This is a genomic window from Acidovorax sp. NN32, assembly GCF_057597245.1.
In genome coordinates, this window is record NZ_CP199679.1 from 890,665 (window position 1) to 915,448 (window position 24,784).

25 protein-coding genes are annotated in these 24,784 nt (G+C 64.1%); 14 read left to right on the forward strand and 11 right to left on the reverse strand.

What is annotated here, in order from left to right:
• Positions 1–4: 4 nt before the first annotated feature.
• The 4 genes from ACT89O_RS04160 to ACT89O_RS04175 form a co-directional block, all read right to left on the reverse strand.
• Positions 5–823 (reverse strand): ABC transporter ATP-binding protein, encoded by an 819-nt coding sequence (locus ACT89O_RS04160; protein WP_487261916.1) that lies wholly within the window; start codon positions 821–823, stop codon positions 5–7.
• The gene (locus ACT89O_RS04165) at positions 820–1,659 is read right to left on the reverse strand and encodes an ABC transporter ATP-binding protein (RefSeq protein ID WP_487261917.1); all 840 of its coding nucleotides are present in this window, start codon (positions 1,657–1,659) and stop codon (positions 820–822) included. The genes ACT89O_RS04160 and ACT89O_RS04165 overlap by 4 nt, the downstream gene beginning before the upstream one ends.
• Positions 1,660–1,846: 187 nt before the next feature.
• On the reverse strand, positions 1,847–2,923 hold the full coding sequence (locus ACT89O_RS04170; RefSeq protein ID WP_055393742.1) for a branched-chain amino acid ABC transporter permease: 1,077 nt from the start codon (positions 2,921–2,923) through the stop codon (positions 1,847–1,849).
• 3 nt (positions 2,924–2,926) lie between these two features.
• Positions 2,927–3,802 (reverse strand): branched-chain amino acid ABC transporter permease, encoded by an 876-nt coding sequence (locus ACT89O_RS04175; RefSeq protein ID WP_121422272.1) that lies wholly within the window; start codon positions 3,800–3,802, stop codon positions 2,927–2,929.
• A gap of 458 nt (positions 3,803–4,260) precedes the next feature.
• Between ACT89O_RS04175 and ACT89O_RS04180 the strand changes: the two genes are divergently transcribed.
• The 3 genes from ACT89O_RS04180 (at position 4,261) to ACT89O_RS04190 (ending at position 5,833) form a co-directional block, all read left to right on the forward strand.
• Positions 4,261–4,410 (forward strand): hypothetical protein, encoded by a 150-nt coding sequence (locus ACT89O_RS04180; protein WP_487261918.1) that lies wholly within the window; start codon positions 4,261–4,263, stop codon positions 4,408–4,410.
• 194 nt (positions 4,411–4,604) lie between these two features.
• Positions 4,605–5,093, forward strand: a complete 489-nt coding sequence (locus ACT89O_RS04185; protein WP_176888282.1) for a thioesterase family protein — start codon at positions 4,605–4,607, stop codon at positions 5,091–5,093.
• 176 nt (positions 5,094–5,269) lie between these two features.
• Positions 5,270–5,833, forward strand: a complete 564-nt coding sequence (locus ACT89O_RS04190; protein WP_487261919.1) for a bactofilin family protein — start codon at positions 5,270–5,272, stop codon at positions 5,831–5,833.
• A gap of 63 nt (positions 5,834–5,896) precedes the next feature.
• Here ACT89O_RS04190 and ACT89O_RS04195 read toward each other — a convergent pair whose 3' ends face one another.
• Positions 5,897–6,319, reverse strand: coding sequence for an acyl-CoA thioesterase (locus ACT89O_RS04195; RefSeq protein WP_055393750.1), 423 nt, complete (start codon positions 6,317–6,319; stop codon positions 5,897–5,899).
• 130 nt (positions 6,320–6,449) lie between these two features.
• On the opposite strand from ACT89O_RS04195, the gene ACT89O_RS04200 reads away from it, so the two are divergent.
• Together ACT89O_RS04200 and ACT89O_RS04205 are read left to right on the forward strand one after the other, a co-directional pair.
• Positions 6,450–8,288: an ABCB family ABC transporter ATP-binding protein/permease gene (locus tag ACT89O_RS04200; RefSeq protein ID WP_487261920.1), complete on the forward strand. Its 1,839-nt coding sequence runs from the start codon at positions 6,450–6,452 to the stop codon at positions 8,286–8,288.
• 109 nt (positions 8,289–8,397) lie between these two features.
• On the forward strand, positions 8,398–9,438 hold the full coding sequence (locus tag ACT89O_RS04205) for an AraC family transcriptional regulator (protein ID WP_487261921.1): 1,041 nt from the start codon (positions 8,398–8,400) through the stop codon (positions 9,436–9,438).
• A gap of 140 nt (positions 9,439–9,578) precedes the next feature.
• Here the strand turns inward: ACT89O_RS04205 and ACT89O_RS04210 are convergent, their stop codons facing one another.
• Together ACT89O_RS04210 and ACT89O_RS04215 are read right to left on the reverse strand one after the other, a co-directional pair.
• Positions 9,579–10,484 (reverse strand): SDR family NAD(P)-dependent oxidoreductase, encoded by a 906-nt coding sequence (locus ACT89O_RS04210; protein WP_487261922.1) that lies wholly within the window; start codon positions 10,482–10,484, stop codon positions 9,579–9,581.
• The gene (locus ACT89O_RS04215; RefSeq protein WP_487261923.1) at positions 10,477–11,907 is read right to left on the reverse strand and encodes a flavin-containing monooxygenase; all 1,431 of its coding nucleotides are present in this window, start codon (positions 11,905–11,907) and stop codon (positions 10,477–10,479) included. The genes ACT89O_RS04210 and ACT89O_RS04215 overlap by 8 nt, the downstream gene beginning before the upstream one ends.
• 415 nt (positions 11,908–12,322) lie before the next feature.
• Between ACT89O_RS04215 and ACT89O_RS04220 the strand changes: the two genes are divergently transcribed.
• Positions 12,323–13,255, forward strand: a complete 933-nt coding sequence (locus tag ACT89O_RS04220; RefSeq protein ID WP_487261924.1) for a 2-hydroxyacid dehydrogenase — start codon at positions 12,323–12,325, stop codon at positions 13,253–13,255.
• A 71-nt stretch (positions 13,256–13,326) separates the two neighbouring features.
• Positions 13,327–13,683: a nucleotide pyrophosphohydrolase gene (locus ACT89O_RS04225; RefSeq protein WP_487261925.1), complete on the forward strand. Its 357-nt coding sequence runs from the start codon at positions 13,327–13,329 to the stop codon at positions 13,681–13,683.
• 147 nt (positions 13,684–13,830) lie between these two features.
• On the opposite strand, the gene ACT89O_RS04230 is transcribed toward ACT89O_RS04225, so the two are convergent.
• From ACT89O_RS04230 to ACT89O_RS04240, 3 genes are read right to left on the reverse strand one after another with little or no spacing between them, the layout of a single operon-like run.
• Positions 13,831–14,868 (reverse strand): DctP family TRAP transporter solute-binding subunit, encoded by a 1,038-nt coding sequence (locus tag ACT89O_RS04230; RefSeq protein ID WP_487261926.1) that lies wholly within the window; start codon positions 14,866–14,868, stop codon positions 13,831–13,833.
• A 40-nt stretch (positions 14,869–14,908) separates the two neighbouring features.
• Positions 14,909–16,207, reverse strand: a complete 1,299-nt coding sequence (locus tag ACT89O_RS04235; RefSeq protein WP_121422277.1) for a TRAP transporter large permease — start codon at positions 16,205–16,207, stop codon at positions 14,909–14,911.
• Positions 16,204–16,761 carry a TRAP transporter small permease gene (locus ACT89O_RS04240; protein WP_487261927.1) on the reverse strand — a complete coding sequence of 186 codons (558 nt, stop codon included), beginning with the start codon at positions 16,759–16,761 and terminating at the stop codon, positions 16,204–16,206. Before ACT89O_RS04240 ends, ACT89O_RS04235 begins: the two co-directional genes overlap by 4 nt.
• 261 nt (positions 16,762–17,022) lie before the next feature.
• Here ACT89O_RS04240 and ACT89O_RS04245 point away from each other — a divergent pair, with 261 nt between their 5' ends.
• The 6 genes from ACT89O_RS04245 to ACT89O_RS04270 all read left to right on the forward strand — a co-directional run bounded on the left by ACT89O_RS04245 (position 17,023) and on the right by ACT89O_RS04270 (position 22,369).
• A complete protein-coding gene (locus tag ACT89O_RS04245) occupies positions 17,023–17,955 on the forward strand; it encodes a LysR family transcriptional regulator (RefSeq protein WP_055400828.1) in 933 nt (310 codons plus the stop codon).
• Positions 17,956–18,147: 192 nt separating this feature from the next.
• Entirely contained in the window at positions 18,148–19,044 is an 897-nt protein-coding gene (locus tag ACT89O_RS04250; RefSeq protein WP_121422279.1) for an amino acid ABC transporter substrate-binding protein, read from the forward strand.
• A 113-nt stretch (positions 19,045–19,157) separates the two neighbouring features.
• Positions 19,158–20,057: an amino acid ABC transporter substrate-binding protein gene (locus ACT89O_RS04255; RefSeq protein ID WP_228897373.1), complete on the forward strand. Its 900-nt coding sequence runs from the start codon at positions 19,158–19,160 to the stop codon at positions 20,055–20,057.
• A 108-nt stretch (positions 20,058–20,165) separates the two neighbouring features.
• A complete protein-coding gene (locus tag ACT89O_RS04260) occupies positions 20,166–20,924 on the forward strand; it encodes an amino acid ABC transporter permease (RefSeq protein WP_055400823.1) in 759 nt (252 codons plus the stop codon).
• Between the two features lies 1 nt (position 20,925).
• Positions 20,926–21,591 (forward strand): amino acid ABC transporter permease, encoded by a 666-nt coding sequence (locus ACT89O_RS04265; protein ID WP_055400821.1) that lies wholly within the window; start codon positions 20,926–20,928, stop codon positions 21,589–21,591.
• Between the two features lie 40 nt (positions 21,592–21,631).
• Entirely contained in the window at positions 21,632–22,369 is a 738-nt protein-coding gene (locus ACT89O_RS04270; protein ID WP_055400819.1) for an amino acid ABC transporter ATP-binding protein, read from the forward strand.
• Positions 22,370–22,575: 206 nt separating this feature from the next.
• On the opposite strand, the gene ACT89O_RS04275 is transcribed toward ACT89O_RS04270, so the two are convergent.
• Entirely contained in the window at positions 22,576–23,496 is a 921-nt protein-coding gene (locus ACT89O_RS04275; RefSeq protein ID WP_487261928.1) for a MurR/RpiR family transcriptional regulator, read from the reverse strand.
• 99 nt (positions 23,497–23,595) lie between these two features.
• Here ACT89O_RS04275 and ACT89O_RS04280 point away from each other — a divergent pair, with 99 nt between their 5' ends.
• A complete protein-coding gene (locus ACT89O_RS04280) occupies positions 23,596–24,777 on the forward strand; it encodes a M20 family metallopeptidase (protein ID WP_487261929.1) in 1,182 nt (393 codons plus the stop codon).
• Positions 24,778–24,784 lie beyond the last annotated feature (7 nt).

Consider the following 24,784-nt stretch of genomic DNA (forward strand, 5'->3'; position numbering starts at 1 on the left):
GCGCTTATCTCCAGGTCTTCTTTTTCTTCCAGCGCCGCTCTCCACGCACGCCGACATCTTTCATTCCAAGGTAGAACTCCTTGATGTCGTCCTTCTCGCGCAGGCGCTCGCAGCTGTCTTCCATCACGATGCGGCCGTTCTCCAGCACATAGCCGTAGTCCGATGCGTTGAGCGCCATGTTGGCGTTCTGCTCGACCAGCAGGATGGTGGTGCCGCGCTCACGGTTGATGCGCACCACGATCTCGAAGATCTCCTTGGTGAGCTTGGGGGACAGGCCCAGGCTGGGCTCGTCGAGCAGGATGAGTTCGGGGTTGGCCATGAGCGCACGCGAGATCGCGAGCATCTGCTGCTGCCCTCCCGAGAGCAGGCCCGCGTCCTGCGCGGCGCGCTCCTTCAGGATGGGGAAGTAGCCGAACACGGTTTCGATGTCGCGCGCCACCGCGTCCTTGTCGGCGCGCGTATAGGCTCCCATTAGCAGGTTGTCGCGCACCGACAGCAGCGGGAACACCTCGCGCCCCTCGGGCACGTGCATCAGGCCCCGGCGCACGATGGCGGCCGGGTCGTTGGCAGTGATGTCGGCGCCCGCGAATTCGATGGAGCCCTTGCGCGGGTCGATGATGCCGCTGATGGTCTTCAGGATGGTGGTCTTGCCCGCGCCGTTGCTGCCCAGCACGGCGGCGATCTCGCCGCGCCGCACCTGCAGGCTCACGCCCCGGATGGCCTTGATGGGGCCATATGCGCTCTCCACGTTCTGCAGGCGCAGCAGGGGCTGGTCAACTGCTGCTGCGACCGGTGGTTGGACGGCGGCAAATACGGTGCTCATGCCCGAACCCCCAGGTTGGAACCCGCCGGTCGGCGCAGGTTGCTCACGTCGTCGATCGTGCCCAGGTACGCCTCGATCACGCCGGGGTGCGTCTGCACCTCGCGCGGCGTGCCCATGGCCACCACCTCGCCCTGATTCATGGCCAGCACGCGGTCGGATACCTTGGAGACCAGCGACATGTCGTGCTCCACCATCAGCACGGTGATGCCCAGCTCGTGCTGGATGTCCTGGATCCAGAAGGCCATGTCGTCAGTTTCCTCCACGTTCAGGCCCGACGAGGGCTCGTCGAGCAGCAGCAACTGCGGCTCGGTGCACAGCGCACGGGCCAGCTCCACCACCTTGCGCACGCCGTAGGGCAGGCCGGCGACCATGGTGTCGCGGTAGTGCTGCAGGTCGAGAAAGTCGATGACCTGCTCGGCCTTCTCCCGGGCCTGAACTTCGCCTTCACGCACCTTGCGCGTGAAGAACATCTCGGCCCACAGGCTGCTGTGCTGCCGGGTGTGGCGGCCGATCAGCAGGTTGTGCAGCACGCTTGCGTGCTCGAAGAGTTCGATGTTCTGGAAGGTGCGTGCAATGCCCAGGCCCGCTACCTTGTGCGGCGGCTGGTCGGTCAGCGGCAGCAGGGCGCCGCCCGGGCCCGCATAGGCGATGGTGCCGGTGGTGGGCGTGTAGATGCGGCTGATGAGATTGAACACCGTCGTCTTGCCCGCGCCGTTGGGGCCGATGAGGGTGAACACCTCGCCACGGCGCACGTCAAAGCTCACGTTGTTGACCGCGAGCACGCCGCCAAAGCGCACACTGAGGTTCTGGGCGCTGAGCAGGATTTCGTCAGTCATGGGTACAGCAATTGGGGTCATTTCACAGGTTCAGTGTGCTGAATGCCGTCCGCAGCCTTTGCGACTGGCGTGACCAAGGCCAGTGCCCCCGCGCAAGGGCCGCCCCGCCGCGCCGGGGGGCGTTCCCCTCCCGAATCGCGCAGCGAATCGAGAGAGGGGGAAGGCGCGAAGCGACTCAGGGGGTGCTTCATTTCAAGCGATCTGATTTCTGGAACGACTTCTGCCGCTTGAACAAGCCCTTGCGGTAGAACGGGAACATCTGCAGCCAGGTGCGCACCTTGAGCCAGCGGCCATACAGGCCCATGGGTTCGAACAGCACAAAGGCGATCAGCACCGCGCCGTACACCACCGCCTGCAGGCCCGGTGCCTGGCCGATGGCGGCGGGCAGCCAGTCCTTGCTGAGCGAAATCATCTGCGGCATGGTGATGAGGAAGATGGCGCCCAGGAACGCTCCATGCACCGATCCCAGCCCGCCGATCACGATCATGAGCAGCAGGTCGATGGACTGCAGGATGTTGAACTGGTCCGGCGAGATGAACTGCAGCTTGTGCGCGTACAACGCACCGCCGATGCCTGCGAGCGCGGCCGATATGGAGAACGACAGCGTCTTGTAGCGGGCCAGGTGGATGCCCATGCTCTGCGCCGAGATCTCTGAATCACGGATGGCGACAAACGCACGGCCCGTGGGCGAGCGCAGCAGGTTCAGGATGGCGAGGGTGCTGACCACCGCAATCACAAGGCACAGAAAGTAGAACGACTCTGTGGTCTCGAACGAGTAGCCCGCGATTTGTGGCGGCACCAGGTGCTTGCCGGAGTTGCCGCCTGTGACCGACTCCCACCGCGCGAACACCTCTTCCACGATGAAGCCGAAGGACAGTGTGGCCATGCCCAGGTAGATGCCTTTGACGCGGAGTGCTGGCAGTCCCACCACCACGCCCACAGCGGCCGACAGCCCCGCCGCGCAGGCCAGCGACAGCGCAAACGGCCAGCCCATGCCAGTGAGCACCGCCTGCGTATATGCCCCCACGCCCAGAAACGCTGCATGCCCCAGCGAGAACAAGCCGGTGAAGCCCGCCAGCAGCATCAGCCCCAGGCCCACGATGGCGTAGATGAGCACAAAGGTGAGCTGTGCCAACCAGTATTCAGGCGCCACCCAGGGCGCGGCGACCAGGGCCAGGCACAGCAGGCTGTACCAGAACACATGCCCGCCATGCTTGGCGAGGCGAATGTCTTGCTCGTACGAGGTCTTGAAGAGAAAGCGCATGGGTCAGACTTTCTTTCTCAGCTTCTCGCCGAACAGTCCGTTGGGTTTGACCATCAGCATGATCAGCACGACGATGTACGCGGCTGTGTCCTTGAACCCATCGGGCAGATAGAAGCCCGAGAGCGATTCGACAATACCGATCACCAGCCCGCCCACGATGGCCCCGGGCAGGCTCCCAAAGCCGCCCACCACGGCGGCGGGGAAGGCCTTGAGCCCGATCAGCCCCATGTTGGCGTGCACAAAGGTGATGGGCGCCAACAGCAGCCCGGCTACCGCCGCCACCGCCGCGGCAAGCCCCCAGGCCAGGCCGTTGAGGCGCTGCACGGGAATGCCCATGTAGTAGGCCGCGAGCTGGTTCTGCGACGCGGCCTGCATGGCAATGCCCAGCTTGCTGTAGCGGAACATGGCAAACAGCAGCACACACAGCACGCCCGTGGCGCCGATCACCACCAGCTGCTCGGCGCTGACCACCAGCTCGCCCAAGCGCAAGGACTGGTCCTTGTAGGGCACGGGCAGCGTGTGGGTGTCGGTGCCGATGTTGGGGATCATCGTGACAAGGCCGCGCAGCACGTAGCCGATGCCGATGGTGAGCATGACGATGGAGAACGCGGGCTGGCCCAGGATGGGGCGGATCACCGCACGCTCCAGCACCGTGCCAAACAGCCCCATGGCCAGGATGCTGGCGAGCACCGCCACCCAGAAGGGAAAGCCCAGCACGGTCATGAGCGCCAGGCCACAGAAAGCGCCGAGCATCATGAGTTCGCCCTGGGCAAAGCTCACGGTCTCCGTGGCTTTGTAGATAAGCACGAACCCGAGCGCGATCAGCCCGTAGATGCACCCCTGCGAGACACCGCTGATCAACAGTTGCACAAATTGCACACTGGCTCTCCAGAATAAGTGATACGCAAAGCGGGTAAATGCGGGGTGGATGCCTCGTGGGCATGGGATGGCCGCATCGTCGCTTGCGCAGGTCCTGCAGAATATTTATACAAAGCGATTGCTTTGTATAAATAATGGTGCACGCGCGCTGTGCATACCGCACTCGGGGCTAACCCTGATGGGGTGGGCAGCCAGGGATCCTCTGCACGAATCACCGCGTCGTGTGCACCTGCGGTCTCGGGCGGTCTGCGGCGTTGCAAAACCTCGCAATAGCGATGGCTATTGCTGCGTTTTGCGCCTGGCAGCCCATCCCGATCCGCAGCGCCCACTTTGGCGGCGGGATTCGTGCAGAGGATCCCCGGGGTAGCGGCGGATATTGACGCAGTGCTGCACCCTGCGCAATAGGAGTAACGTCGGGTGGGTGAACAGGTTCTGACACCGGGCCACAGGAGAGCCACATGTCCGCAGAGGTTGAAGTGCAAGGTGGTGTCACGCTGGTGACATGGCGCAGGCCCGATGTGCACAACGCGGTGGATGCCAGCACAGCCCGCACCAGCGCGCTCGCCGCCGAAGGGCTGTTGTTACGGCGAGCCTTGCTGCAGGAATAGGCGGGCGGCCGCGAATGCCTGGCCGAAGCACTGCGCGGCGCCTCGCGGTTTGCCGCAGGGCAAGTGCGCCACGGCCAGTTTTAAGTAAAAATAGCCTCCAGCGCTTATCTATTAAGCGTGAGAAGCTACAAAATCAGGAGCATCTGGATGGTTTCGATTGCACGCACCATCCCGCAGTGACCCCCAGGAGACCCATGAGCAAATCCACCGCCACCCCAGCCCCGCAGGCCTTTGAGCCCGAGTTCATTGCCGGGCTCAAATCCATCTTTGAAGAAAAAATCGTGTTCAACCAGGTGCTGGGCCTGAAGATCACGTCACTGGCACCCGATGGTGTGGTGGGCCGCATCGACATGAAACCGGACCTGGTGGGCCACTATGCCTACAACCGCATCCACGGCGGCGTGATCAGCGCGGGGCTCGATGCCATGGGCGGGCTGGCCGTGATGGCCGCGATTGGCGCCAAACACCTGGATGAAGCACCCGAGCAGCGCCTGCACCGCTTTGCCAAGCTGGGCACCATCGATCTGCGCATCGACTACCTGCGCCCCGGCATTGGCAGCCACTTCGAATTGCGCGCCCAGGTGCTGCGCCTGGGTTCGCGTGTCGCAACCACGCGCATGGAGTTTCTGGGGCCGGATGGGCAGATCATGTCAGCCGGAGCTGCGGCTTATATCGTCTCTTGATTCGGGCGCGCTGCTGAGCCGCCTCGCCACGGGGCGTTGCCATGCGCCGGATGTGTGATCCCGCAAGCCTTGCAAGCGCATGCTACGAGAGAACCGTTTGGTTACCGTTCTTGCGTAACCAGGGCATCTTTCACGGGGCGCGATACCTACGATGACTCTCTTTTCAAGGAGATCTGATGGCCGTGCAAAACCCCTTCTTTGGCAAGCGTGAACCCGAGTCGTTCCAACCCCGCAACAGCACCACTTCAGGCTCCGTATTGGGGAGCTCAGCGGCGAGCAGTGCTGCGGCTGCACAGCCAGTGGCCAGCCCTGCTGTCCCCAAGGCCGCCAGCAACAGCGACAGCTCGGGCAGCAAGCTCACGGTGGGCCCGAACATCAAGCTCAAGGGCGTGGAAATTACCGATTGCGACACCCTCGTGGTCGAAGGCACGGTGGAAGCCACCATGGATTCGCGCGTGATCCAGATTGCTGAGCATGGCGCCTTCAAGGGCTCTGCCGAGATCGACATTGCCGAGATCCATGGCGAGTTCAACGGCACACTCACCGTGCGCCAGAAGCTGGTGATCTACAGCACCGGCAAGGTCAACGGCAAGATCCGCTACGGCAAACTGGTGGTGGAAGAGGGCGGTCAGCTGGCGGGTGAGATCGAGGCCGGGTTCTCGCCCTCGTCATCCAGCAGCACTCTGCAGCGCACGGCAGCTCCTCTGCGCACCGAACCGGCCACTGCGCTGGCCGCCTGACCGGGCCATGAAGGCGTCCGCGGACCGCCAGGCGTGGTCTGCGCGAACCGACCTTCCGTGCTTTCACCCCGGCGCGTTGTGCTTGGGCACTGGGCGCGGCCTGCCCTGGTCGTCGATGGCCACATAGGTCAGGCGCGCCTCCGTCACCTTCACATACCGGCCCTGGTCGGTAAACCGTTCGGCATACACCTCCACCTCCACGGTGACCGAGGTGTTGCCCACCCGCGTGATGGACGAGAAGAACGACAGGATGTCGCCCACGCGCACGGGCTGCTTGAAGATGAATTCGTTGACGGCCACCGTGGCCATACGGCCCTGGATGTAGCGCGCGGGCAGCACAGAGCCCGCCAAGTCCACCTGCGCCATCACCCAGCCGCCAAAAATGTCGCCATTGCCATTGGTGTCGGCGGGCATGGGGATGACCTTGAGCACCAGTTCCTTGTCGGTGGGCAATGCGGCGGGTGGTGGGCTGAAAACGGCAGACATGGGCACAATCTCGGTTGGGGCTGAGCCAATCCTTGTCGGAACCTGGGGTTTTGCAAGGCGGCTGGCCCGCAAAAAACCACCTTGGCATCAGCCGGGTCGGTAAAAACAACAACAACCGGAATTGTCCCCCATGCGCCACCTTGGCGAAACCGCCCCTCCCACCCCTGGCACGCCCGCGCCCCCCAAGTCGGACTGGGTCACGCTGAGGCGGCTCCTCCCTTACCTGTGGCAATACAAGTGGCGCGTGGTGGCGGCCATTGTGTTCATGGTGGGCGCCAAGCTGGCCAACGTCAGCGTGCCGCTGCTGCTCAAGACACTGGTGGACGCGATGGCGTTCAAGCCTGGTGACCCCGCCGCGCTGCTGGTGGTGCCGGTGGGCTTGCTGGTGGCGTACGGGGCGCTGCGCCTGTCCACCTCGTTGTTCACCGAGCTGCGCGAGCTGGTGTTTGCCAAGGCTACGCAGGGTGCAGCGCGCTCCATTGCGCTGCAGACGTTCGAGCACCTGCACGCGCTGAGCCTGCGCTTTCACCTGGAGCGCCAGACCGGCGGCATGACGCGCGACATCGAACGCGGTGTGCGCGGCATCGAGTCGCTGATCTCGTTTTCGCTGTTCAACGTGTTCGCCACCTTGATCGAGGTGATCCTGGTGTTGAGTGTCCTGGCCGTCAAGTTCGATGCCTGGTTTGCCTGGATCACGCTGGCCGCGCTGGTGCTGTACATCGCCTACACCGTGCTGGTGACCGAGTGGCGCACCAAGTTCCGCCGCGAGGCCAACGAGTTCGACTCGGCAGCACACTCCAAGGCCGTGGATTCGCTGCTGAACTACGAGACGGTCAAGTACTTCAACAACGAAGGCTTCGAGGCCCGCCGCTACGACGAAAGCCTGGAGCGGTTGCGCCTGGCCCGCCTCAAAAGCCAGACCACGCTGTCGATGCTCAACACCGGCCAGCAGCTCATCATTGCCGTGGGCCTGGTGGCCATGCTGTGGCGCGCCACACAGGGCGTGGTCGATGGCCGCATGACGCTGGGCGACCTCGTCATGGTCAACGCCTTCATGATCCAGCTGTACATCCCGCTCAACTTTCTGGGCGTGATCTACCGCGAGATCAAGCAGAGCCTCACCGACCTGGACAAGATGTTCACGCTCATGGACAAAGAGCGCGAAGTGGCCGACGCACCCGGCGCCCAGCCGCTGGCGGGGCTGAGCCAGCCCACCGTGCGTTTTGAGAACGTCCATTTTTCCTACGACGTGCGCCAAGGCAGCGACTTCAGCAGCGGCCGACCCATTCTGCAGGGCATCAGCTTCGAGATACCGGCGGGCAAGACGGTGGCGGTGGTGGGGCCTTCGGGTTCGGGCAAGTCCACACTGGCCCGGCTGCTGTTTCGCTTCTACGACATCCAGCAGGGGCGCATCACCATTGCGGGGCAGGAGATCCGCAGCGTGACGCAGGCGAGCGTGCGCCAGGCGATTGGCATCGTCCCGCAGGACACGGTGCTGTTCAACGACACGGTGGCCTACAACATCGCCTATGGCCGCACCGGTGCCAGCCAGGATGAGATCGAAGCCGCCGCCCGTGCCGCACGCATCCACGACTTCATTGCCAGCACGCCCAAGGGCTACGCCACCATGGTGGGCGAGCGCGGGCTCAAGCTCTCGGGCGGTGAAAAGCAGCGCGTGGCCATTGCGCGCACCCTGCTCAAGAACCCGCCGATCCTGATCTTTGACGAGGCCACCAGCGCGCTGGATTCCGCCAACGAACGCGCCATCCAGGCCGAGCTGCAGGGCGTGGCGCAGAACAAGACCACGCTGGTGATTGCGCACCGCCTCTCCACCGTGGTGGATGCGCACGAGATCCTGGTCATGGACGCGGGCCGCATCATCGAGCGCGGCACGCACGCGCAGCTGCTGGCCCAGGGTGGCCGCTACGCGAGCATGTGGGCGTTGCAGCAAAGTGCGGGCGAGGGTTGAAGTCGCGGGGGCTCAGGAATTGGAGTGGTACAGGACTTGCAGGTCGGGTGAACAATGCCGGAGCCCTGTTGTGGGGCACGGATTGTTGGAACCAAGTGAGTCCCAAACCATGACCATCCTCCAGGCGCCCCCCACTGCCCATGACGCCAGCAGAGTCGCCAATATTGTTGCCAATGTCGCCAGGTCCCTGTTGGGCCTGATCGATGACCGGGGTTTGTCCCCCGAACGGTTGTGCCGTGGGCTGGGCTTCACCTACCAAGACCTGCAGGACCGGGAGGTCCTGCTGTCCCACCACCAGACGCGGTCGTTAATTTTGCGGGCCCAGGCCACGTTGGCAGAGTCAGCGCTGGGCCTGGCGGCGGGGGCTCGGCAGACGCCGGTGTCGTGGGGACTGCCGGGGTTGGCCATGCTCACGTGCGAGACCTTCGGCGAAGCCATCAGCTATGGTCTGGGCCACCAGAATGAGGCGGGCGCCATGATGCACCACCTGTTCGAGGTGCATGGGCGGGAGATGTACATCGAGCTGGTGCCCCGGATTTACGACCTGGAGATCGAGCCCTACCTGATCGAGGAGGCGTTTGCTTCGGCATTGAACGTGAGTCGGTATCTGGTGGGCACGGACCTCTCGCCGGTGCGGGTGGAGCTGGCCTACCCGGCGCCCGAAACCTTGGAGCCGCATGCGCGATTTTTTCGCTGCCCGGTGCATTTCAGTGCAGGTTGCAACCGCCTGACGCTGGAGTCGCGCTGGATGGGTGTGCGCCTGCCCGGATACGACCGCATTACCTGCGGCCTGCTGCGCAAACAACTCAATACCCTGCTGCAGCGACCCTTGGGTCGCCATGAGCTGGTGGAGTCGATTACCACGCGGCTGCGGGTCAGTGCTGAAGGGCTGCCGCGCCAGAGTGATCTGGCGCGGCAGGTCAACCTGAGTGAGCGCACCTTGCGGCGGCGCCTGCAAGCCCAGTCGGTCGGGTACCGGGCGTTGCGCAACGACGCGCGTTTTGAACGCGCCAAGGACATGCTGCTGAACTCGCGCGTGGCGATCTCCGAGGTTGCCCAGGCCGTGGGCTATGCCGACGTGAGAACCTTCCGGCGGGCCTTTAAGCGCTGGTCTGGGCAGGCACCGCTGGAGTACCGCAACTCGCATTGACATGGCTAGCCCGGCGGAATCCAACCCCCCGCACGTGTGAAGGGGGGTGTCTCCGGGAACTTGTACCCACCGTCGGCACCACGGGCCTGGTGTCCGGGTGCGCAGGCGTGAGCGGATGGAATGCGCCGCAAGGCTGATGGTCAGCGTGCGGCGTTGCTGCTGGCTGCGCGGTCAGCCGTCAGCTCCCACTGGCCGTTGTGCTGGCGCACCAGGCCGCGCTCCACCAGCGTGGCCAGGTAGCGCTGGTGCCCGCGCTCTGCGCTGCGTTGGAAAAGGGGCAGTGCCTTGCCCAGCAGGTTGGGTAACAGCATGACCAGGCGTACCGTCCACGATTCGCTGGTGCGCACAAAGCGCTCCAGGCAGGGCTCGTCCAGGCAGCACAGCACCTGTCGGGCCACCTCGTCGGGCGTTTGCGGAGGGTCCATGAACTGCAGCTTGTTGCCGCCGTGGATGGCTTCGCGCATCAGCATGGGGGTTTCGGTGGCGGATGGGTTGACCACAGAAAACTTCACGCCCAGGCGGTCGCCATCCAGGCCTAGGCAGAGCATGGCTCCGCGCAAGCCGAACTTGCTGGCCGAGTACACGGTGGATTCGGGCAGCGGGAACATGCCACCCAGCGAGACGATGCTGACCACGCGCCCGCTGGGCGCGCGCTGCAGCAACGGCAGCAGGCGGTGGGTGAGCAGCAGCGGGGCCATCAGGTTCAGCTCCATCTCGCCCCGGATGGAAGCCTGCGAGCGCTGCTCGAAATGCGTGGTGCCCACGATGCCCGCGTTGTTGACCAGCAGGTCCAGCCGCCCCCATTGCTGCTGCACGGCGCGCACCAGTCCCTCGCGGGCCGCCTCGCTGGTCAGGTCCACCACTTGGGCGCTGGCCTGGGGGCCCAGCGCGTGCACTGCCTGCTCCAGGGCGACGGGGTTCACGTCGGCCAGCACGCAGTGCACGCCGCGCTCGATCAGCCTCGCTGCGATCGCGCGGCCCAGCCCCCCCGCACCGCCGGTGATGAGCGCCACCCAACCCCGCAGGTTCTGCACTGATTTAGCCATGGGCCACCCCTGCGGCGGCGCGCTGGGCCGGTGTGGTGCCGCCGCGCAACGCGCTGTGGGCGGGTGTCACCACTTTCAGATGGTCGTACATGCCGTCTTGCAGTTCGCCCCAGCCCATGCGTTGGCGCAGCTTGCGCAGATACGTTTTGAAGGTGTGAGCGTCGATGTAAACCGCATGCCGCTGCGACTTTACGAAGTCGATGCCGCCGGACAGATCGGGCTCGTCCTGCCGGATGATGGCGTCGAACTTTTGCGCGCTCTGGGGCGCCGTGCGCTGGGCCTTCAGGTACGAGGCGATCATGTAGGCCTGCGTGTCAAACAGCTTGTAGGCGCTGGAGTTCGTCTCCAGGTAGCCGATGCCAAACAGGTTGCGGTGGTTGCGGTTGAACATCGACAGGTACATCTGCGGGCGCCCGCCCACCCACTCGAAAAACTCGGTCGCGTAAGGGCAACTCCAGCGGTAGCCGGTGGCGCACAGCACCATGTCAATGGTTTCGCGCGTGCCGTCCTTGAACACCACCTGCTTGCCGTCGAGCCGTTCAATGTCGGGCTTGGCGCGGATGTTGCCGTGCTGCAGGTGGTGCAGCAGTTGCGAGTTGAGCAGCGGGTGCGTTTCAAACAAGCGGTGGTCGGGCCGCTGCAGGCCCAGCCGCGTGAGGTCGCCGTTCACAAACCGCAGCAAGGCGCTGAAGATGGGCCGCGCTAGCCACATGGGCAGGTGGGGGCCGGTCTCGGCAAATTCGTCGGCCGGTTTGCCCATCAGGTGCTTGGGCACGAAGTGGTAGCCCCGGCGCATGCTGATGAAGGCCTGCTGCGCATGCGTTGCCGCGTCGCAGGCAATGTCGGCCCCGGAGTTGCCAGCGCCCACAATCAGCACGCGCTTGCCGCGAAACTCGTCGCCATGCTTGTAGGTGACCGAGTGGCGCACCTCGCCGTCAAACTGCCCCGCAAACTGCGGCATGCTGGGGTCCCAGTTCACGCCGGTGGCGCAGATCACGGCGTTGTACAGGCGGCGCGTGCCGTCCGACAAATCGACCACCCAGTGCGCGGTGCTGTCCTTCTGGATGCGAACCACGTGGGTGTTGAACTGGATGCGCTCGCGCAGCCCGAAGGTGTCGGCAAAGCTGCGCAGGTAGGCCAGGATCTGGCGGTGTGAGGGGTAGTCGGGGTAGTCGCGCGGCATGGGGTGGCCGATGAAGGCCGACAGGTCACGCGATGAGATGAAGTGGGTGGATTCATAGATGGGCGAGCCGGGGTTGGTCGGGTCCCACAGCCCGCCCAGGTCGCTGTGGCGATCAAACTGCTCGTAGCCCAGGCCCTGCGCCTTGAGGGCGCGCGCTGCGCTCAGGCCACCGGGCCCCGCGCCGATGATGCAGACAGCGTCTGAGCGGTCCATCACACTGGGTTGCAAAGGGGTGTTCATGTGTTCCATCCTTGAGTGAATGCCCAACTGGCATGGAAAGAATGTAGAAAACAGGTCCCCCTTGGCATGGGGGTCTTTTTGGCCGTCGGTGTGTCCAAACTGGCCAGGAGTGCCCCGGGAAATCCTTGGCTTGTAGCAGGTGTTTTGCGGATGGGGCGACGAGGCCTGCATGCCTGCGTTGCCAGCGGAGTTGCGTGGGTGCTGGGGCACAATGCTCGGGCGGTTGCTGGCCGCCATGGCGTGGGTTGCGGTGCCAGTGTCTGCACCGTGGCGCCGTGTGCACCGTGCCCTATCCCCCGAGCCCTGCCTGTGCCGGGTGACGCTTGAGGGTCCGGTCGCGGCCATCCCGCCCGCCGCTGGCCAGCCTGCTTTGTTCGCTGGTTTGCACGCCTGTTTTATCCCTCCCTGTTGCGCTATGAAGCCCGTTCTGCTTGCCCTCATGTTTTTGTCTGAAGAGCACATCGCCCAGATGGCCCAGACCTTCGAAGTGATCTACGCTCCCGACGCACCGCAGGCCGCCGCTGCCATTGCGCAGCACGGCAGCCGCGTGCGGGTGGTGTTGACCATCGGTGCCGTGGGCCTGAGCCTGGCGCAGATCGATGCGCTGCCCGCGCTCACGCTGATTTGCGCGCTGGGCGCAGGCTACGAGAACATCGCCGTGGCCCACGCCAAGGCGCGGGGCGTTGTGGTGGCCACGGGCGCGGGCACCAATGACGACTGCGTGGCCGACCACACCTGGGGCCTGCTGATTGCCGCGCAGCGCCGCATCCTGCCGCTGGACAAGGCCACGCGCGCAGGCATCTGGCGCACGGCCCTGCCGCTACCGCCCAACGTGTCGCACAAGCGCCTGGGCATCATCGGCCTGGGCACCATCGGCAAGAAGATCGCACAGCGCGCGCTGGGCTTCGAGATCGAGGTGGGCTACCACAACCGCAGCGCGCGCACCGATGTGCCGTACCGCTACTTTGGCGATGTAAAGGCGCTGGCCGAATGGTCGAACTTCCTCGTGGTCGCCACGCCCGGTGGCGCGGGCACCAAGCACCTGGTCAACGCAGACGTGCTGAATGCCCTGGGCGCGCGCGGCGTGGTGGTCAACATCGCGCGCGGCAGCGTGATCGACACCGCCGCCCTGGCCGCCGCGCTGCGCGAAGGCCGCATTGCGGCAGCAGGCCTGGATGTGTACGAGAGCGAGCCCGCGCCCCCGGCTGAACTGCTGGACCTGGACAACGTGGTGCTGACACCCCATGTGGCGGGCTGGTCGCCCGAAGCGGTGCAGGCTTCGGTGGACCGTTTCCTGGAAAACGCTCGCCGCCATCTGGCAGGCGAGGCGCCGGTGTCTCCGCTCTGAAATTTGAATGAAAAATGGCTCTAGCGCTTTATGGATAAGCGCAAGCAGCTATCAAATAAGGAGTTTTGGCAATGCCCCTGGATGTCGATGCCTTGCAGGCGCGGCTGCGCGCGTTTGCCGCCGAGCGGCAGTGGCAGCCGTTTCACACCCCCAAGAACCTGGCGATGGCGCTGGTGGTGGAAGCGGCAGAACTGACCGAGATTTTTCAGTGGATGACCCCCGAGCAGTCGCTGGCGGTACGTGATGACCCGGCGCTCACGGAGCCCATTGCCGATGAGGTTGCCGATGTGCTCCTGTACCTGCTGCAGCTGGCAGACCACGCGGGTGTGGACCTGGCGCAGGCGGTGGAGAACAAGCTGCGCAAGAACGCCGTCAAACACCCGGCGCCGTGCGTTGGTGGTGCAGCCGTGGGTGGTCGTGAAATTTAGATGAAAAGTGCCTCTGGCGCTTTACTGGTAATCGTCGACAGCTATCAATAGTGAAGCGACCGGCTCTCGCCCTGCAAGGATCCAGCGACAGCAAAAAGCCCCGCGAGCGGGGCTTTTGTTGGGGGCTTTGGCGAACCAGCGTCTGGCTTATTGCTTGCGGGCCGCAATCGCCTTCTCGGCCGAGGTGACCAGGTCGGCACCAATCTGGCCCTTCCACTTGTCATATACCGGGCGTGTGGCCTTCACAAAGGCGGTGCGTTCGGCGGGGCTCAGCTGGGTCACCGTCACGCCCAGTGCGGCGATGTCTTTGAGCAGAGGTTTGTCGGCTTCGACCACGCCCTTGCGGGCCAGGGCGATTTCTTCCTTGCCCGCGTCGATGGCGGCTTGCTTGACGATCTCGCGGTCGGCTGGGGTCCAGCTGTTCCAGATCTCCTTGTTCACCACAAAGATCAGCGGATCGTTCACGTAGCCCCACAGCGTGATGTGCTTTTGCGCCACGCTGTGCAGCTTGGCGGCGGTGAAGATGGATAACGGGTTTTCCTGTCCGTCCACCGCGCCGCTGGCAAAAGCGGGCTGTGCGTCGGCCCAGCTCATCTGCGTGGGGTTGGCGCCCAGGGCGGTGAAGGTGTCGAGGAACAGCGGCGAGCCCACCACGCGAATCTTCAGGCCTTTGAGGTCTTCAGGGCTCTTGATGGCCTTTTTGGAGTTGGAGATTTCGCGGTAGCCGTTCTCGCCCCAGGCCAGTGGCATCACACCGGCCTTGTCCAGCGTGGCGAAGATGCTCTTGCCCACATCGCCCTGCGTCACGGCGTCCACGGCGGCGTAGTCGGGGAACAGGAAGGGCAGCGAGAACAGGTTGAGTTGCTTGACCTGGGGCGACCAGTTGATGGTGGAGCCCACGGCCATGTCGATCACGCCCTGGCGCAGCGCGCTGAATTCACGCGTCTGGTCGCCCTGGATCAGCGACACGCCGGGGTAGAGCTTGATGTTGATGCGGCCATTGGTGCGCTCGCGGACCTTGTTGGCCCACAGCTCGCCGCCCTTGCCCCACGGGAATGCGGGGCCCAGCACCAGCGACATGCGGTATTCGCTCTTGTACGCAGTTTGTGCGATGGCGGCAGGTGCGGTGAAGGCCAGGGCGGCTGCAGCGGCCACGGCAGAGGTGAGGAAGGTGCGCAGTTTCATCGGTTGTCTCCTTGTTGGATGGTGAATGGGTGAGGAAAAATCAGTAGCCCAGCCGCTGGGGCAGCCAGAGCGCAATCTGCGGAAACACGACGACCAGCAGCATCGCCAGCGTCATGGCCAGCACCAGCCAGACGACCCAGCGGGTGGTCTGCTCCATGCGTACACCGGCAATCTTGCTGGACACCATCAGGTTCACGGCCATGGGCGGGGTGAACTGGCCGATGGCCACCGTGAGGGTCAGCACCACGCCGAACCACACCACGTCCCACTGGTAGTGCTGCATGATGGGCATGAGCAGGGGCACAAAGATCAGGAAGATGGAGATGCCGTCGAGGAACATGCCTGCGATCAGCAGCATGACGATCAGCACGCCGAGCACACCCTGCTCGCTCAGCCCCGACTGCACGATGGTGCGGGTGATGGGGTCGATCACTCCCAGGGTGGACAGCGAGAACGCAAAGATGCCAGCCAGCGATACCACCACGAGGATCACGGCCGACAGTTCACCGGCTTCGCGCAGGATGGTGAACAGGTCGCGCACACGGATCGTGCGGTGAATGCACATGCCCACAAACAGGCCGTAGAACACGGCCACCACGGCAGCCTCGGTGGGAGTGAACCAGCCGGCGCGCATGCCGCCCAGAATCACCACCGGCGCGGCCAGCCCCCACGCCGCCTCGCGCAGGCTGCGCCAGAACGGCGGGCGGGGCATGTCGGCTTCAGCGCCACCCATCTTGTGGCGCCGTGCCAGCCACACGGCGGGCACGATCAGCGCAATGCCCGCCAGGATGCCTGGGAACATGCCTGCGGCAAACAAGGCGGGCACCGAGGCGCCCGGCACCAGCACCGAATACACGATGAACGCCACCGAGGGCGGGATGAGGATGTCGGTGGCTGCTGCGCCCGCCACCACACTCGCCGAGTAGGCAGCGGGATACCCGGCGCGCGCCATGGCGGCGATCATGACGCCACCCACCGCCGCTGCGGTAGCAGGGCCCGAGCCGGAGATGCCGCCCAGGAACATGGCCACGGCAATCGCAACCAGCGGCAGCATGCCGGGCCCTCGGCCCACGATGGACACCGCAAAGTTCACCAGCCGCAGCGCCACGCCTGAGCGGTCGAAGATCGAGCCCACCAGCACAAACATCGGGATGGCCAGCAGCGGGTATTTGCCCAGGCCTGCGTAGAAGTTCTGCGGCACGGCCAGCAGGCCGAACCAGGGGGTCTCGGCATTGGCCACGGCAATCGCCGTGGCGCCCGCAAGACCCAGGGCCGCACCAATCGGAACGCCCAGAAACATCATGCCCAGGAAGGCGACAAACAGCAGGGTAGCGATCACGGGCGGGCCTTCGGTGCGGTCGATGCGGCCGATGCACGCCGCAGGCGGGCAAACAGTTGCAGTGCCCGGGCTGTGGTCAGCGCGCACAGCACAGGCAGCCAGACGGTGTACCACCACTGCGGCACACCGATGCCGGGCGATGTCTCTTCAAACCGGTAGTCGTCCCACACCACGCGGATGCTCAGCACCGTGATGAGCCCAAACAACAGCGCCACCATGAGAGTACCAAACTGCGCCAGCACCTGACGCCGGTGCTCGGAGCCGCCATCGGCAAAGAACTCGATGCGTATGTGCAACTGGCGCGCCACGGCGGCGGAGCCGCCGACCATGGCCAGCACGATCATCAGGAACACCGATATTTCTTCGGTCCAGGCGAAGGACGCATCGGTGAAATAGCGCAACACCACGTTCACAAAGGTGATGAGCGCCAGGGCGGCCATGGTCAGGACGATGAGCCAGTCTTCCAGGCGCAGGGAGCGGGGTTCGTCAGCGGCAGCGGGCGCTGCAGGCACTATGGGCGCAGAGGGCTGCCCATCGGGAGTGGAGGTGGACATGAACGCGGGGAGTCAGAAGAACACGGGGCAAATGCCGATCTTGCTGCCCGGCGGCGTTGTGCACCTGGGGCGTTGACCGAGGGAGAAGCGGGGTAGACGCGCTGGGTATTATGCGTCGCTCGCTATGCATGCACAGCATTGGTGCGGGGGCCAGCGCAGCCGGGAGACGCGCATGGAGCCGAGGGCCGCGGGCGCGCAGGCCTGTGGAAACCCTGATGCCCGGTGCCAGCACGTTGCAGCGCCCGCGCGGATAATGCGCCGATGGAAACCAAGTGGCTTGAAGATTTCGTCAGTCTTGCGGAAACCCGCAGCTTCAGCCGGTCAGCGCAGCTGCGGCATGTGACGCAGCCCGCGTTCTCGCGGCGCATCCAGGCGCTGGAAGCCTGGGCTGGCACCGATCTGGTGGACCGCAGCTCTTACCCCACCCGACTCACTCCGGCTGGCAAGACCCTGTACGACCAGTCTCTGGAAGTGCTGCAGGCGCTGCAGAACACGCGTGCCATGCTGCGGGCGCACACAAGCGCGGGCAAGGACATGATCGAGTTCGCCGTGCCGCACACGCTGGCGTTCACGTTTTTCCCGGCCTGGGTGTCGAGCTTGCACGACAAGTTTGGGCCGTTTAAAAGCCGGCTGATTGCGTTGAACGTGCACGACGCCGTGATGCGCCTGGTGGAGGGCGGGTGCGATCTGCTGATTGCCTACCACCACCCTTCGCAGCCCTTCCAGCTGGATGCCGACCGTTACGAGATGGTGAGCCTGGGGCAGGAAGTGATCTCCCCCTACAGCAAGGCCGACGCCGACGGACAACCCGTGCACCGCCTGCCGGGCCGGGCCGGGCAACCACTGCCCTACCTGGGCTACGCCCCGGGCGCCTATCTGGGGCGCGTGACCGAACTGATCCTGAAGGAATCCGGCACGCCCATCCATCTGGAGCGCGTGTACGAAACCGACATGGCCGAGGGCCTCAAGGCCATGGCGCTCGAAGGCCATGGCGTGGCCTTTCTGCCGCACAGCGCCGTGAAGAAAGAACTGCGTTCGCGCCGCCTGGTCAGTGCAGCACCGGTCGATAGTGAAGGCCTGCAGATGACCATGGATGTGCGCGCCTACCGTGAGAAACCAGCGGGCAAAGAGGCTCCCAAAGGCACGGCACAGGCGCTGTGGATGTACCTTCAAGCGCAGGCCGGGTCATGCTAAGGGTAAATACGGATATAAACACTTTGCATAGTTGCGCGCGCAAACGGCATTGGAATTTCACGGTAACGACACGTACAGTCGGCGCCATCGCTGGGTCGGCTGCCGCAGCGTGTGCCGTCTAAGAGCAGATTCTTAGTCCCCACGGTGGCACGAACATTGCGAATCCGATCCATCCACTCACCGAGACGCCGTATGAAAGTTCAGCATTGGGGAATTGCCTGGGGCCTTGCCGCTGCAAGCTGCGCTTTCGCGGCCTCTGCGCAGGCCTCGGTGCTGGAGCGCATCGGTGCCGGCGGCAAGCTGGTGATTGCGTACCGTGAATCGTCTGTGCCCTTTTCGTACATCGACACCCAGTCCGGCAAGCCGGTGGGTTATGCCATGGACCTGTGCCTGCGCCTGGCCGAGGTGGTGCGCAAGAAAACCGGCAAGAAGGACATGGAGGTCGAGCTTGTAGCGGTCACGCCGGCCAACCGTATCGCCATGATCGAGCAGGGCAAAGCCGACATGGAGTGTGGCTCTACCACCAACAACGCCGAGCGGCGCCAGAAGGTTGCGTTCACCATCCCCCATTTCATCACCGGTGCGCGGTTGCTGGTGAAGACCTCCAGCCCCATCGACCGCGTGGAAGACCTCAATGGCAAGAAGCTGGTGTCCACCAAGGGCACGACACCGCTCAAGGCCGCCGATCAGGCCAACCGCGAGCGCCTCATGGGGATCACCATTGTTGAGGCGCCGGACCACGCCAAGGCGGTCGAGATGGTCGAGAAGGGCGAGGCCGATGCTTTTGTGATGGACGACGTGCTGTTGTATGGCCTGGCCGCCGGGCGGCCTGACCCCAAGGCGCTCAAGGTGGTGGGCCGCTTCATGACCACCGAGCCACTGGCCATCATGCTGCCCAAGAACGACCCCGAGTTCAAAAAGCTGATTGATGAAGAGATGCGCCGCCTGATCACCAGCCGGGACATCTACCCCATTTATGACAAGTGGTTTAACAAACCCATCCCTCCCAACAACACGGTGCTGAACCTCCCGGTCAGCTACTTGTTGCGCGACTTCTGGAAATACCCCACCGACCAGGTTCCGTTCTGACTAATATCCCGGTCGAGGTTTCTGTTTTTGGAGAATGCGACCTGCCGGCACTGCCGGCGTGGGCGAATCTCTAGAATCCCCCCGTTTTTAGCTTCACACACAAGGAGATACCAATGAAGAAGCATTTGCTCGCGGTTGCCGTGACCGCCCTGGCTGCAGGTAGCGCTTTCGCTCAAGCCACCGATACCCTGGCCAAGATCAAGGCCTCGGGTAGCGTGACGCTGGGCGTTCGCGAATCTTCCGGTCTTTCCTACACCCTGGGTAACGGCAAGTTTGTGGGCTTCCATACCGAAATGGGCGAAATCGTCCTGGCCGATATCCAGAAGCAACTGGGCCTGCCCAAGCTGGAAGTCAAGTACCAGCCCGTCACCTCGCAAAACCGCATTCCCCTGGTGACCAACGGTACTGTGGACCTGGAGTGTGGCTCCACCACCAACAACGCAGCCCGCCAAAAGGACGTTGCCTTTGCCGTGACCACCTACGTGGAAGAAGTGCGCACCGTTGTTAAGGCCAACTCGGGCATCACGTCCATCAAGGACCTGAACGGCAAGACCATCGCCACCACCACGGGCACCACTTCGGTGCAAACCCTGCGCAAGCATGAGCGTGCTGGCGGCATCGACTTCAAGGAAGTCTTTGGCAAAGACCACGCTGACAGCTTCCTGATGCTGGAAACCGGCCGCGCCGATGCGTTTGTGATGGACGGCTCTATCCTGGCTGCCAACATCTCCAAGTCCAAGAACCCTGCCGACTACAAGATCGTCGGTGAAGTTCTGAGCGTGGAGCCTATCGCCTGCATGCTGCGCAAGGACGATCCAGCCTTCAAGAAGGCCGTGGACGACTCCATCAAGCGCCAGATTGCAGACGGTTCGCTGGCCAAGCTGTACGACAAGTGGTTCATGCAACCCGTGCCACCGACCAACACCAAGATTGGTCTGCCGATGTCCGACGCTACCAAGGCAGCATGGGCATCGCCCAATGACAAGCCCATGGAAGACTACGCAAAGAAGTAATTTTCTGAACGCTTGTGCCCCTTCGGCCAACCGGTTTGAAGGGGCTTTTTTGTTGGGCTCGCAAAGGGTTGCGCCCAACGCAATACCAAGAATTTAAGGGGTGCTCCTATGAGTTGGGATTGGCAGGTGTTCTGCCAGGACACCATGGACAGGGAAGTCGTGCAAAGCTGCTTTGGCAAGGGCGGCGATATCACCTACCTGGACTGGATGCTGTCGGCCTGGGGTTGGACGGTGTCTGTTTCGGTGCTGGCCTTGGTGCTGGCGCTTGTGTTGGGTTCCTTGATCGGGACGCTGCGTACCTTGCAGGACCGGCCCATGATCGTGCGCTTGGGCAATGCCTGGGTCGAGCTGTTTCGCAATATTCCGTTGCTGGTGCAGATTTTCCTGTGGTACCACGTGCTACCCAGCCTGTTTCCGGTGCTCAGGGGCGTTCCTGGCTTTGCGCTGGTGGTGCTGGCACTGGGCTTCTTCACGTCGGCACGTATTGCCGAGCAGGTGCGCTCCGGCATCCAGGCGTTGCCACGCGGCCAGCGGTACGCAGGTCTGGCCGTAGGCTTCACCACGTTCCAGACCTACCGCTATGTGCTTCTGCCCATGGCGTTTCGCATCATCATCCCGCCGCTGACCAGCGAGACGATGAACATCTTCAAGAACTCGTCCGTGGCGTTTGCCGTGTCGGTGGCTGAACTCACGATGTTTGCCATGCAGGCGCAGGAAGAAACCTCGCGCGGCATCGAGGTCTACCTGGCGGTGACGACGCTGTACATCATCTCGGCATTTGCCATCAACCGCATCATGGCCTTCATCGAAAAACGCGCACGCATCCCTGGCATGGTCGTGAGCGGCGCGGCCGGAGGGGGGCATTGATATGAATATCGATTTCTCCTTCTACAACTGGGAGCTGATCTCCAACTTTGTGCTCAAAGGGCTGTATTTCAGCCTGCTGCTCACGCTCATCGCCACCATCGGTGGCGTGATCTTCGGCACGGTGCTGGCGCTCATGCGCCTGTCGGGCAAGAAGTGGCTGGATGTTCCTGCGACCATCTACGTCAACGGCATGCGATCCATTCCGCTGGTGATGGTGATCCTGTGGTTCTTCCTGCTGGTGCCCGCCATCATCGGCCGCCCGATTGGCGCGGAAGTGTCGGCGATCATTACCTTCATCGCCTTTGAAGCGGCCTACTTCAGCGAAATCATGCGCGCTGGCATCCAGTCCATCCCACGCGGCCAGGTGTATGCCGGCCAGGCGCTGGGCATGACGTACGGCCAGAACATGAAGCTGGTGGTGCTGCCCCAGGCGTTCCGCAACATGCTGCCGGTGCTGCTCACGCAGACCATCATCCTGTTCCAGGACACGTCGCTGGTCTACGCCATCGGTGCCTACGACATGCTCAAGGGCTTTGAAGTGGCGGGCAAGAACTTTGGTCGTCCGATCGAGGCATACCTGGCCGCTGCGGTCCTGTACTTCATCATGTGCTACGCGCTGTCCTGGGCGGTCAAGCGCCTGCACCAGAAGATCGCGATCATCCGCTGATCGATGCTGGTGCAAAAGAGATTGGATTGAGGAAAAAGAAATGATCGAACTCAAAAACGTATCCAAGTGGTATGGCCCGGTGCAGGTGCTCAACGAATGCACGGCCACCATCCAAAAGGGTGAAGTGGTGGTGGTGTGCGGCCCCTCGGGCTCAGGCAAGTCCACGCTGATCAAGACCATCAACGCGCTCGAACCCTTCCAGAAGGGCGAGATCACGGTGGACGGAATTGCACTGCACGACCCCAAGACCGACCTGCCCAAGCTGCGCAGCCGCGTAGGCATGGTGTTCCAGCATTTCGAGTTGTTCCCGCACCTGTCGGTGACGGACAACCTGACCATTGCGCAGATCAAGGTGCTGGGCCGCAGTGCGGACGACGCCAAGAAGCGCGGTCTGAAGATGCTCGAACGTGTGGGCCTGATGGCGCACAAGGACAAGTTCCCCGGCCAGCTCTCGGGCGGCCAGCAGCAGCGTGTGGCCATTGCGCGCGCGCTGTCGATGGACCCCATCGTGATGCTGTTCGACGAGCCCACCTCCGCGCTCGACCCCGAAATGGTCGGTGAAGTGCTGGACGTCATGGTGGGCCTGGCCAACGAAGGCATGACCATGATGTGCGTGACCCACGAAATGGGCTTTGCCCGCAAGGTGAGCAACCGCGTGATCTTCATGGACGTGGGCGGCAAGATCCTGGAAGACTGCTCCAAGGACGACTTCTTCAACAACCCCGACGCACGCCAGCCGCGTACCAAGGACTTCCTCAACAAGATCCTGCAGCACTGATGGCTCCCCCCTGAGTCGCCTGCGGCGCCTTCCCCCAGGGGACGCCGCCAGCGCGGCGGGGCGGCCCTTGCGCGGCGGCCACTGGTCTGGGCCTCGCCAGTTCCACGGGGTGTGGGTTGTGCGCAGGTTTGGGTTGAGGCTGGGAAGCAAAAAGCGCTCCTCGGAGCGCTTTTTTTATGGGAGCATGCAATGCCAAGGAGCCCAGGCTAACGCTTGCCCCGCCGACCGGCTGGCGGGTGGCCTTCCACGATGAGCTGCGACTCGAAATCCGTCCACAGATCGTCGCGCCGTTTCAGTGCTTCTGACACCGCCTTGTGCCGCAGCTGGGCCACAGCCGAGACCAGCGCGTTGCACAGGAAGAACGCGGCGGTGTACGAGTCGAACGGCGATGCGTTGGACGTGCGCACCTGCAGCCGGTGGTGGGACAGCGCGGCCAATGGCGCTGCGGCGCTGTCGGTGATGGCCAGCACCTGGGCCCCCGCGTCGCGAAAGCGCTGCGCCACTTTCACCGGCCCGCTGGCGTAGCGGCGGATGCTGAAGACCAGCAAGGCGTCCTCGGGTTGGATCCACAGCAGCTGGTCGGTGGCGTCCACCGCGCCAGCCCCCAGTTCGTGCACGCCGGGGCGGCACATGTTCAGGTGCAGCGCCAGCCAGGCGGCCACCGGGGCGCTGTTGATCTGCGCCAGCACAAAGATGCGTCCCTTGCCCTGTGCGATGCGCGTCACCATGGCCTCGAAGGCCGCCATGTCCAGTCCATCGCGCGTGGTGGTGAGGTTGTGCTGGTCGTGCAGCAGCGCATCGTCCACGCACTGTTGCAGGCTGCGCCGGGTGCCGATGGTGACGGGTGCGCGCTGCCCGGCCGTTTGCAGCAGGGCGGTGACCTCGGCCCGCGCCTCGCGCTGGGCCTCGGCATAGCTGCCGTAGCCCAGCTTGGCAAACAGCCGCACCACGGTCGATGCACTGGTGCCAGTGCGCGCAGCGAGGGCAGTGGCGGACTCCAGCAGGGCGTGGGGGTAGTCGCGCCCCAGGGCCTCGGCCAGCGCCCGTTCGCTGGCTGTCAGGTCGGCGTCCTGGCGGGCCAGCCGCTCGGTCAGCAAGGCGCTGGATTCGTGCAATGATGATTTCATAAAATTCTCATTCGTGCAAAATACGTTGCAGAAGCCCGGGTCGCGTGCAACACTGCGGCCCAAATTTTGCCCCTACCTGGGGCTTGCCCAAGGACAACGATGCTCAATACCCCCAACGAAAGCCAGCTGCCGGTGCATGCGCAGGTCCTGGACTGGCTGGCCAGGCAGCAGCAGGCCATGCAAGACCTGTTGCAAAAAGTGGTCAATATCGAGAGTGGCAGCCGCAATGAGGCGGGCGTGACGGCCGTGGCGCATGCCCTGGCCGAGCGCCTGCAGGCGGCCGGTGTGCCGGTGCAGTTTGAGCCCGTGCCCGGCTATGGCGTGCTGCTGCATGCGCAGGTCAACCCGGCAGAGGGCGCTGCAGCCGATGGCGCGCCCATCATCCTCATGGGGCACATGGACACGGTGTTTCCAGATGGCACCGTGGCCAAGCGCCCCTACCGCGAAGAAGCGGGGCGCGCCTATGGCCCTGGCGTGGCCGACATGAAGTCCGGTCTGGTGCTCAACGTGTTTGTGGCCGAGGCCTTTGCGCGCTGTGGCGGCCTGCAGGCGCCGCTGCACCTGTTCTTCTCGTGCGATGAAGAGATCGGTTCGCCCGCCACGCGTGACCTCATCATGGCCCGCGTGCGGGGGGCGCGTGCCGTGTTCAACGCCGAGCCCGGCCGCGTGAGCGGCAACGTGGTCACCAGCCGCAAGGGCTCGATGGTGGTGGAATTCGAGGTGCAGGGCGTGGCCGCGCATGCAGGCATCAACCACGCCGCTGGCGCCAGCGCCATCGAAGCCTTGGCCCGCAAGACCTTGGCGCTGCATGCGCTGACTGACCCGGCCACGGGCATCACCTGCAACGTGGGCGTGGTGCAGGGCGGCATCGTGCCCAACATGGTCGCCCCACACGCACGCGCCGAGGTGGACCTGCGCTTTACTGCCGACACCAACCCCGACGCGCTGCTGGAGCGCGTGCGCGCCATCGTCGAAGAAGAGTCCGTGCCCCGCACCCAGGGCCGTGTCATCACCGCGCGCCGCACGATGCCCATGAAGCCCACCCCGGACGACTTGCTGGCGCTGTACCAGCAAGGCGCAAGCGCGCTGGGCTTTGAGGTGCAAGGCGAATTCACCGGCGGCGCGGCCGACAGCGGCCTGACCGCATCGGTGGGCGTGCCCACGCTGTGTGCCACGGGCCCGGTGGGCGGACATGCACACACCGAACGCGAGTACTGCGAGCTGTCCACCTTTGTCCCGCGCGCGCAGGCCGTGGCGCTGGCCGTGCTGTCACACCCTTGATTCTTTC

Coding starts and splice junctions, on each gene's coding strand:
- ACT89O_RS04255 (WP_228897373.1), top strand. CDS start 19,158: ATGAAGAAGCATTTGCTCGCGGTTGCCGTGACCGCCCTGGCTGCAGGT.
- ACT89O_RS04225 (WP_487261925.1), top strand. CDS start 13,327: ATGCCCCTGGATGTCGATGCCTTGCAGGCGCGGCTGCGCGCGTTTGCC.
- ACT89O_RS04240 (WP_487261927.1), bottom strand. CDS start 16,761: ATGTCCACCTCCACTCCCGATGGGCAGCCCTCTGCGCCCATAGTGCCT.
- ACT89O_RS04200 (WP_487261920.1), top strand. CDS start 6,450: ATGCGCCACCTTGGCGAAACCGCCCCTCCCACCCCTGGCACGCCCGCG.
- ACT89O_RS04260 (WP_055400823.1), top strand. CDS start 20,166: ATGAGTTGGGATTGGCAGGTGTTCTGCCAGGACACCATGGACAGGGAA.
- ACT89O_RS04195 (WP_055393750.1), bottom strand. CDS start 6,319: ATGTCTGCCGTTTTCAGCCCACCACCCGCCGCATTGCCCACCGACAAG.
- ACT89O_RS04280 (WP_487261929.1), top strand. CDS start 23,596: ATGCTCAATACCCCCAACGAAAGCCAGCTGCCGGTGCATGCGCAGGTC.
- ACT89O_RS04275 (WP_487261928.1), bottom strand. CDS start 23,496: ATGAAATCATCATTGCACGAATCCAGCGCCTTGCTGACCGAGCGGCTG.
- ACT89O_RS04205 (WP_487261921.1), top strand. CDS start 8,398: ATGACCATCCTCCAGGCGCCCCCCACTGCCCATGACGCCAGCAGAGTC.
- ACT89O_RS04180 (WP_487261918.1), top strand. CDS start 4,261: ATGTCCGCAGAGGTTGAAGTGCAAGGTGGTGTCACGCTGGTGACATGG.
- ACT89O_RS04270 (WP_055400819.1), top strand. CDS start 21,632: ATGATCGAACTCAAAAACGTATCCAAGTGGTATGGCCCGGTGCAGGTG.
- ACT89O_RS04170 (WP_055393742.1), bottom strand. CDS start 2,923: ATGCGCTTTCTCTTCAAGACCTCGTACGAGCAAGACATTCGCCTCGCC.
- ACT89O_RS04265 (WP_055400821.1), top strand. CDS start 20,926: ATGAATATCGATTTCTCCTTCTACAACTGGGAGCTGATCTCCAACTTT.
- ACT89O_RS04190 (WP_487261919.1), top strand. CDS start 5,270: ATGGCCGTGCAAAACCCCTTCTTTGGCAAGCGTGAACCCGAGTCGTTC.
- ACT89O_RS04165 (WP_487261917.1), bottom strand. CDS start 1,659: ATGACTGACGAAATCCTGCTCAGCGCCCAGAACCTCAGTGTGCGCTTT.
- ACT89O_RS04250 (WP_121422279.1), top strand. CDS start 18,148: ATGAAAGTTCAGCATTGGGGAATTGCCTGGGGCCTTGCCGCTGCAAGC.
- ACT89O_RS04210 (WP_487261922.1), bottom strand. CDS start 10,484: ATGGCTAAATCAGTGCAGAACCTGCGGGGTTGGGTGGCGCTCATCACC.
- ACT89O_RS04220 (WP_487261924.1), top strand. CDS start 12,323: ATGAAGCCCGTTCTGCTTGCCCTCATGTTTTTGTCTGAAGAGCACATC.
- ACT89O_RS04160 (WP_487261916.1), bottom strand. CDS start 823: ATGAGCACCGTATTTGCCGCCGTCCAACCACCGGTCGCAGCAGCAGTT.
- ACT89O_RS04215 (WP_487261923.1), bottom strand. CDS start 11,907: ATGAACACCCCTTTGCAACCCAGTGTGATGGACCGCTCAGACGCTGTC.
- ACT89O_RS04245 (WP_055400828.1), top strand. CDS start 17,023: ATGGAAACCAAGTGGCTTGAAGATTTCGTCAGTCTTGCGGAAACCCGC.
- ACT89O_RS04230 (WP_487261926.1), bottom strand. CDS start 14,868: ATGAAACTGCGCACCTTCCTCACCTCTGCCGTGGCCGCTGCAGCCGCC.
- ACT89O_RS04185 (WP_176888282.1), top strand. CDS start 4,605: ATGAGCAAATCCACCGCCACCCCAGCCCCGCAGGCCTTTGAGCCCGAG.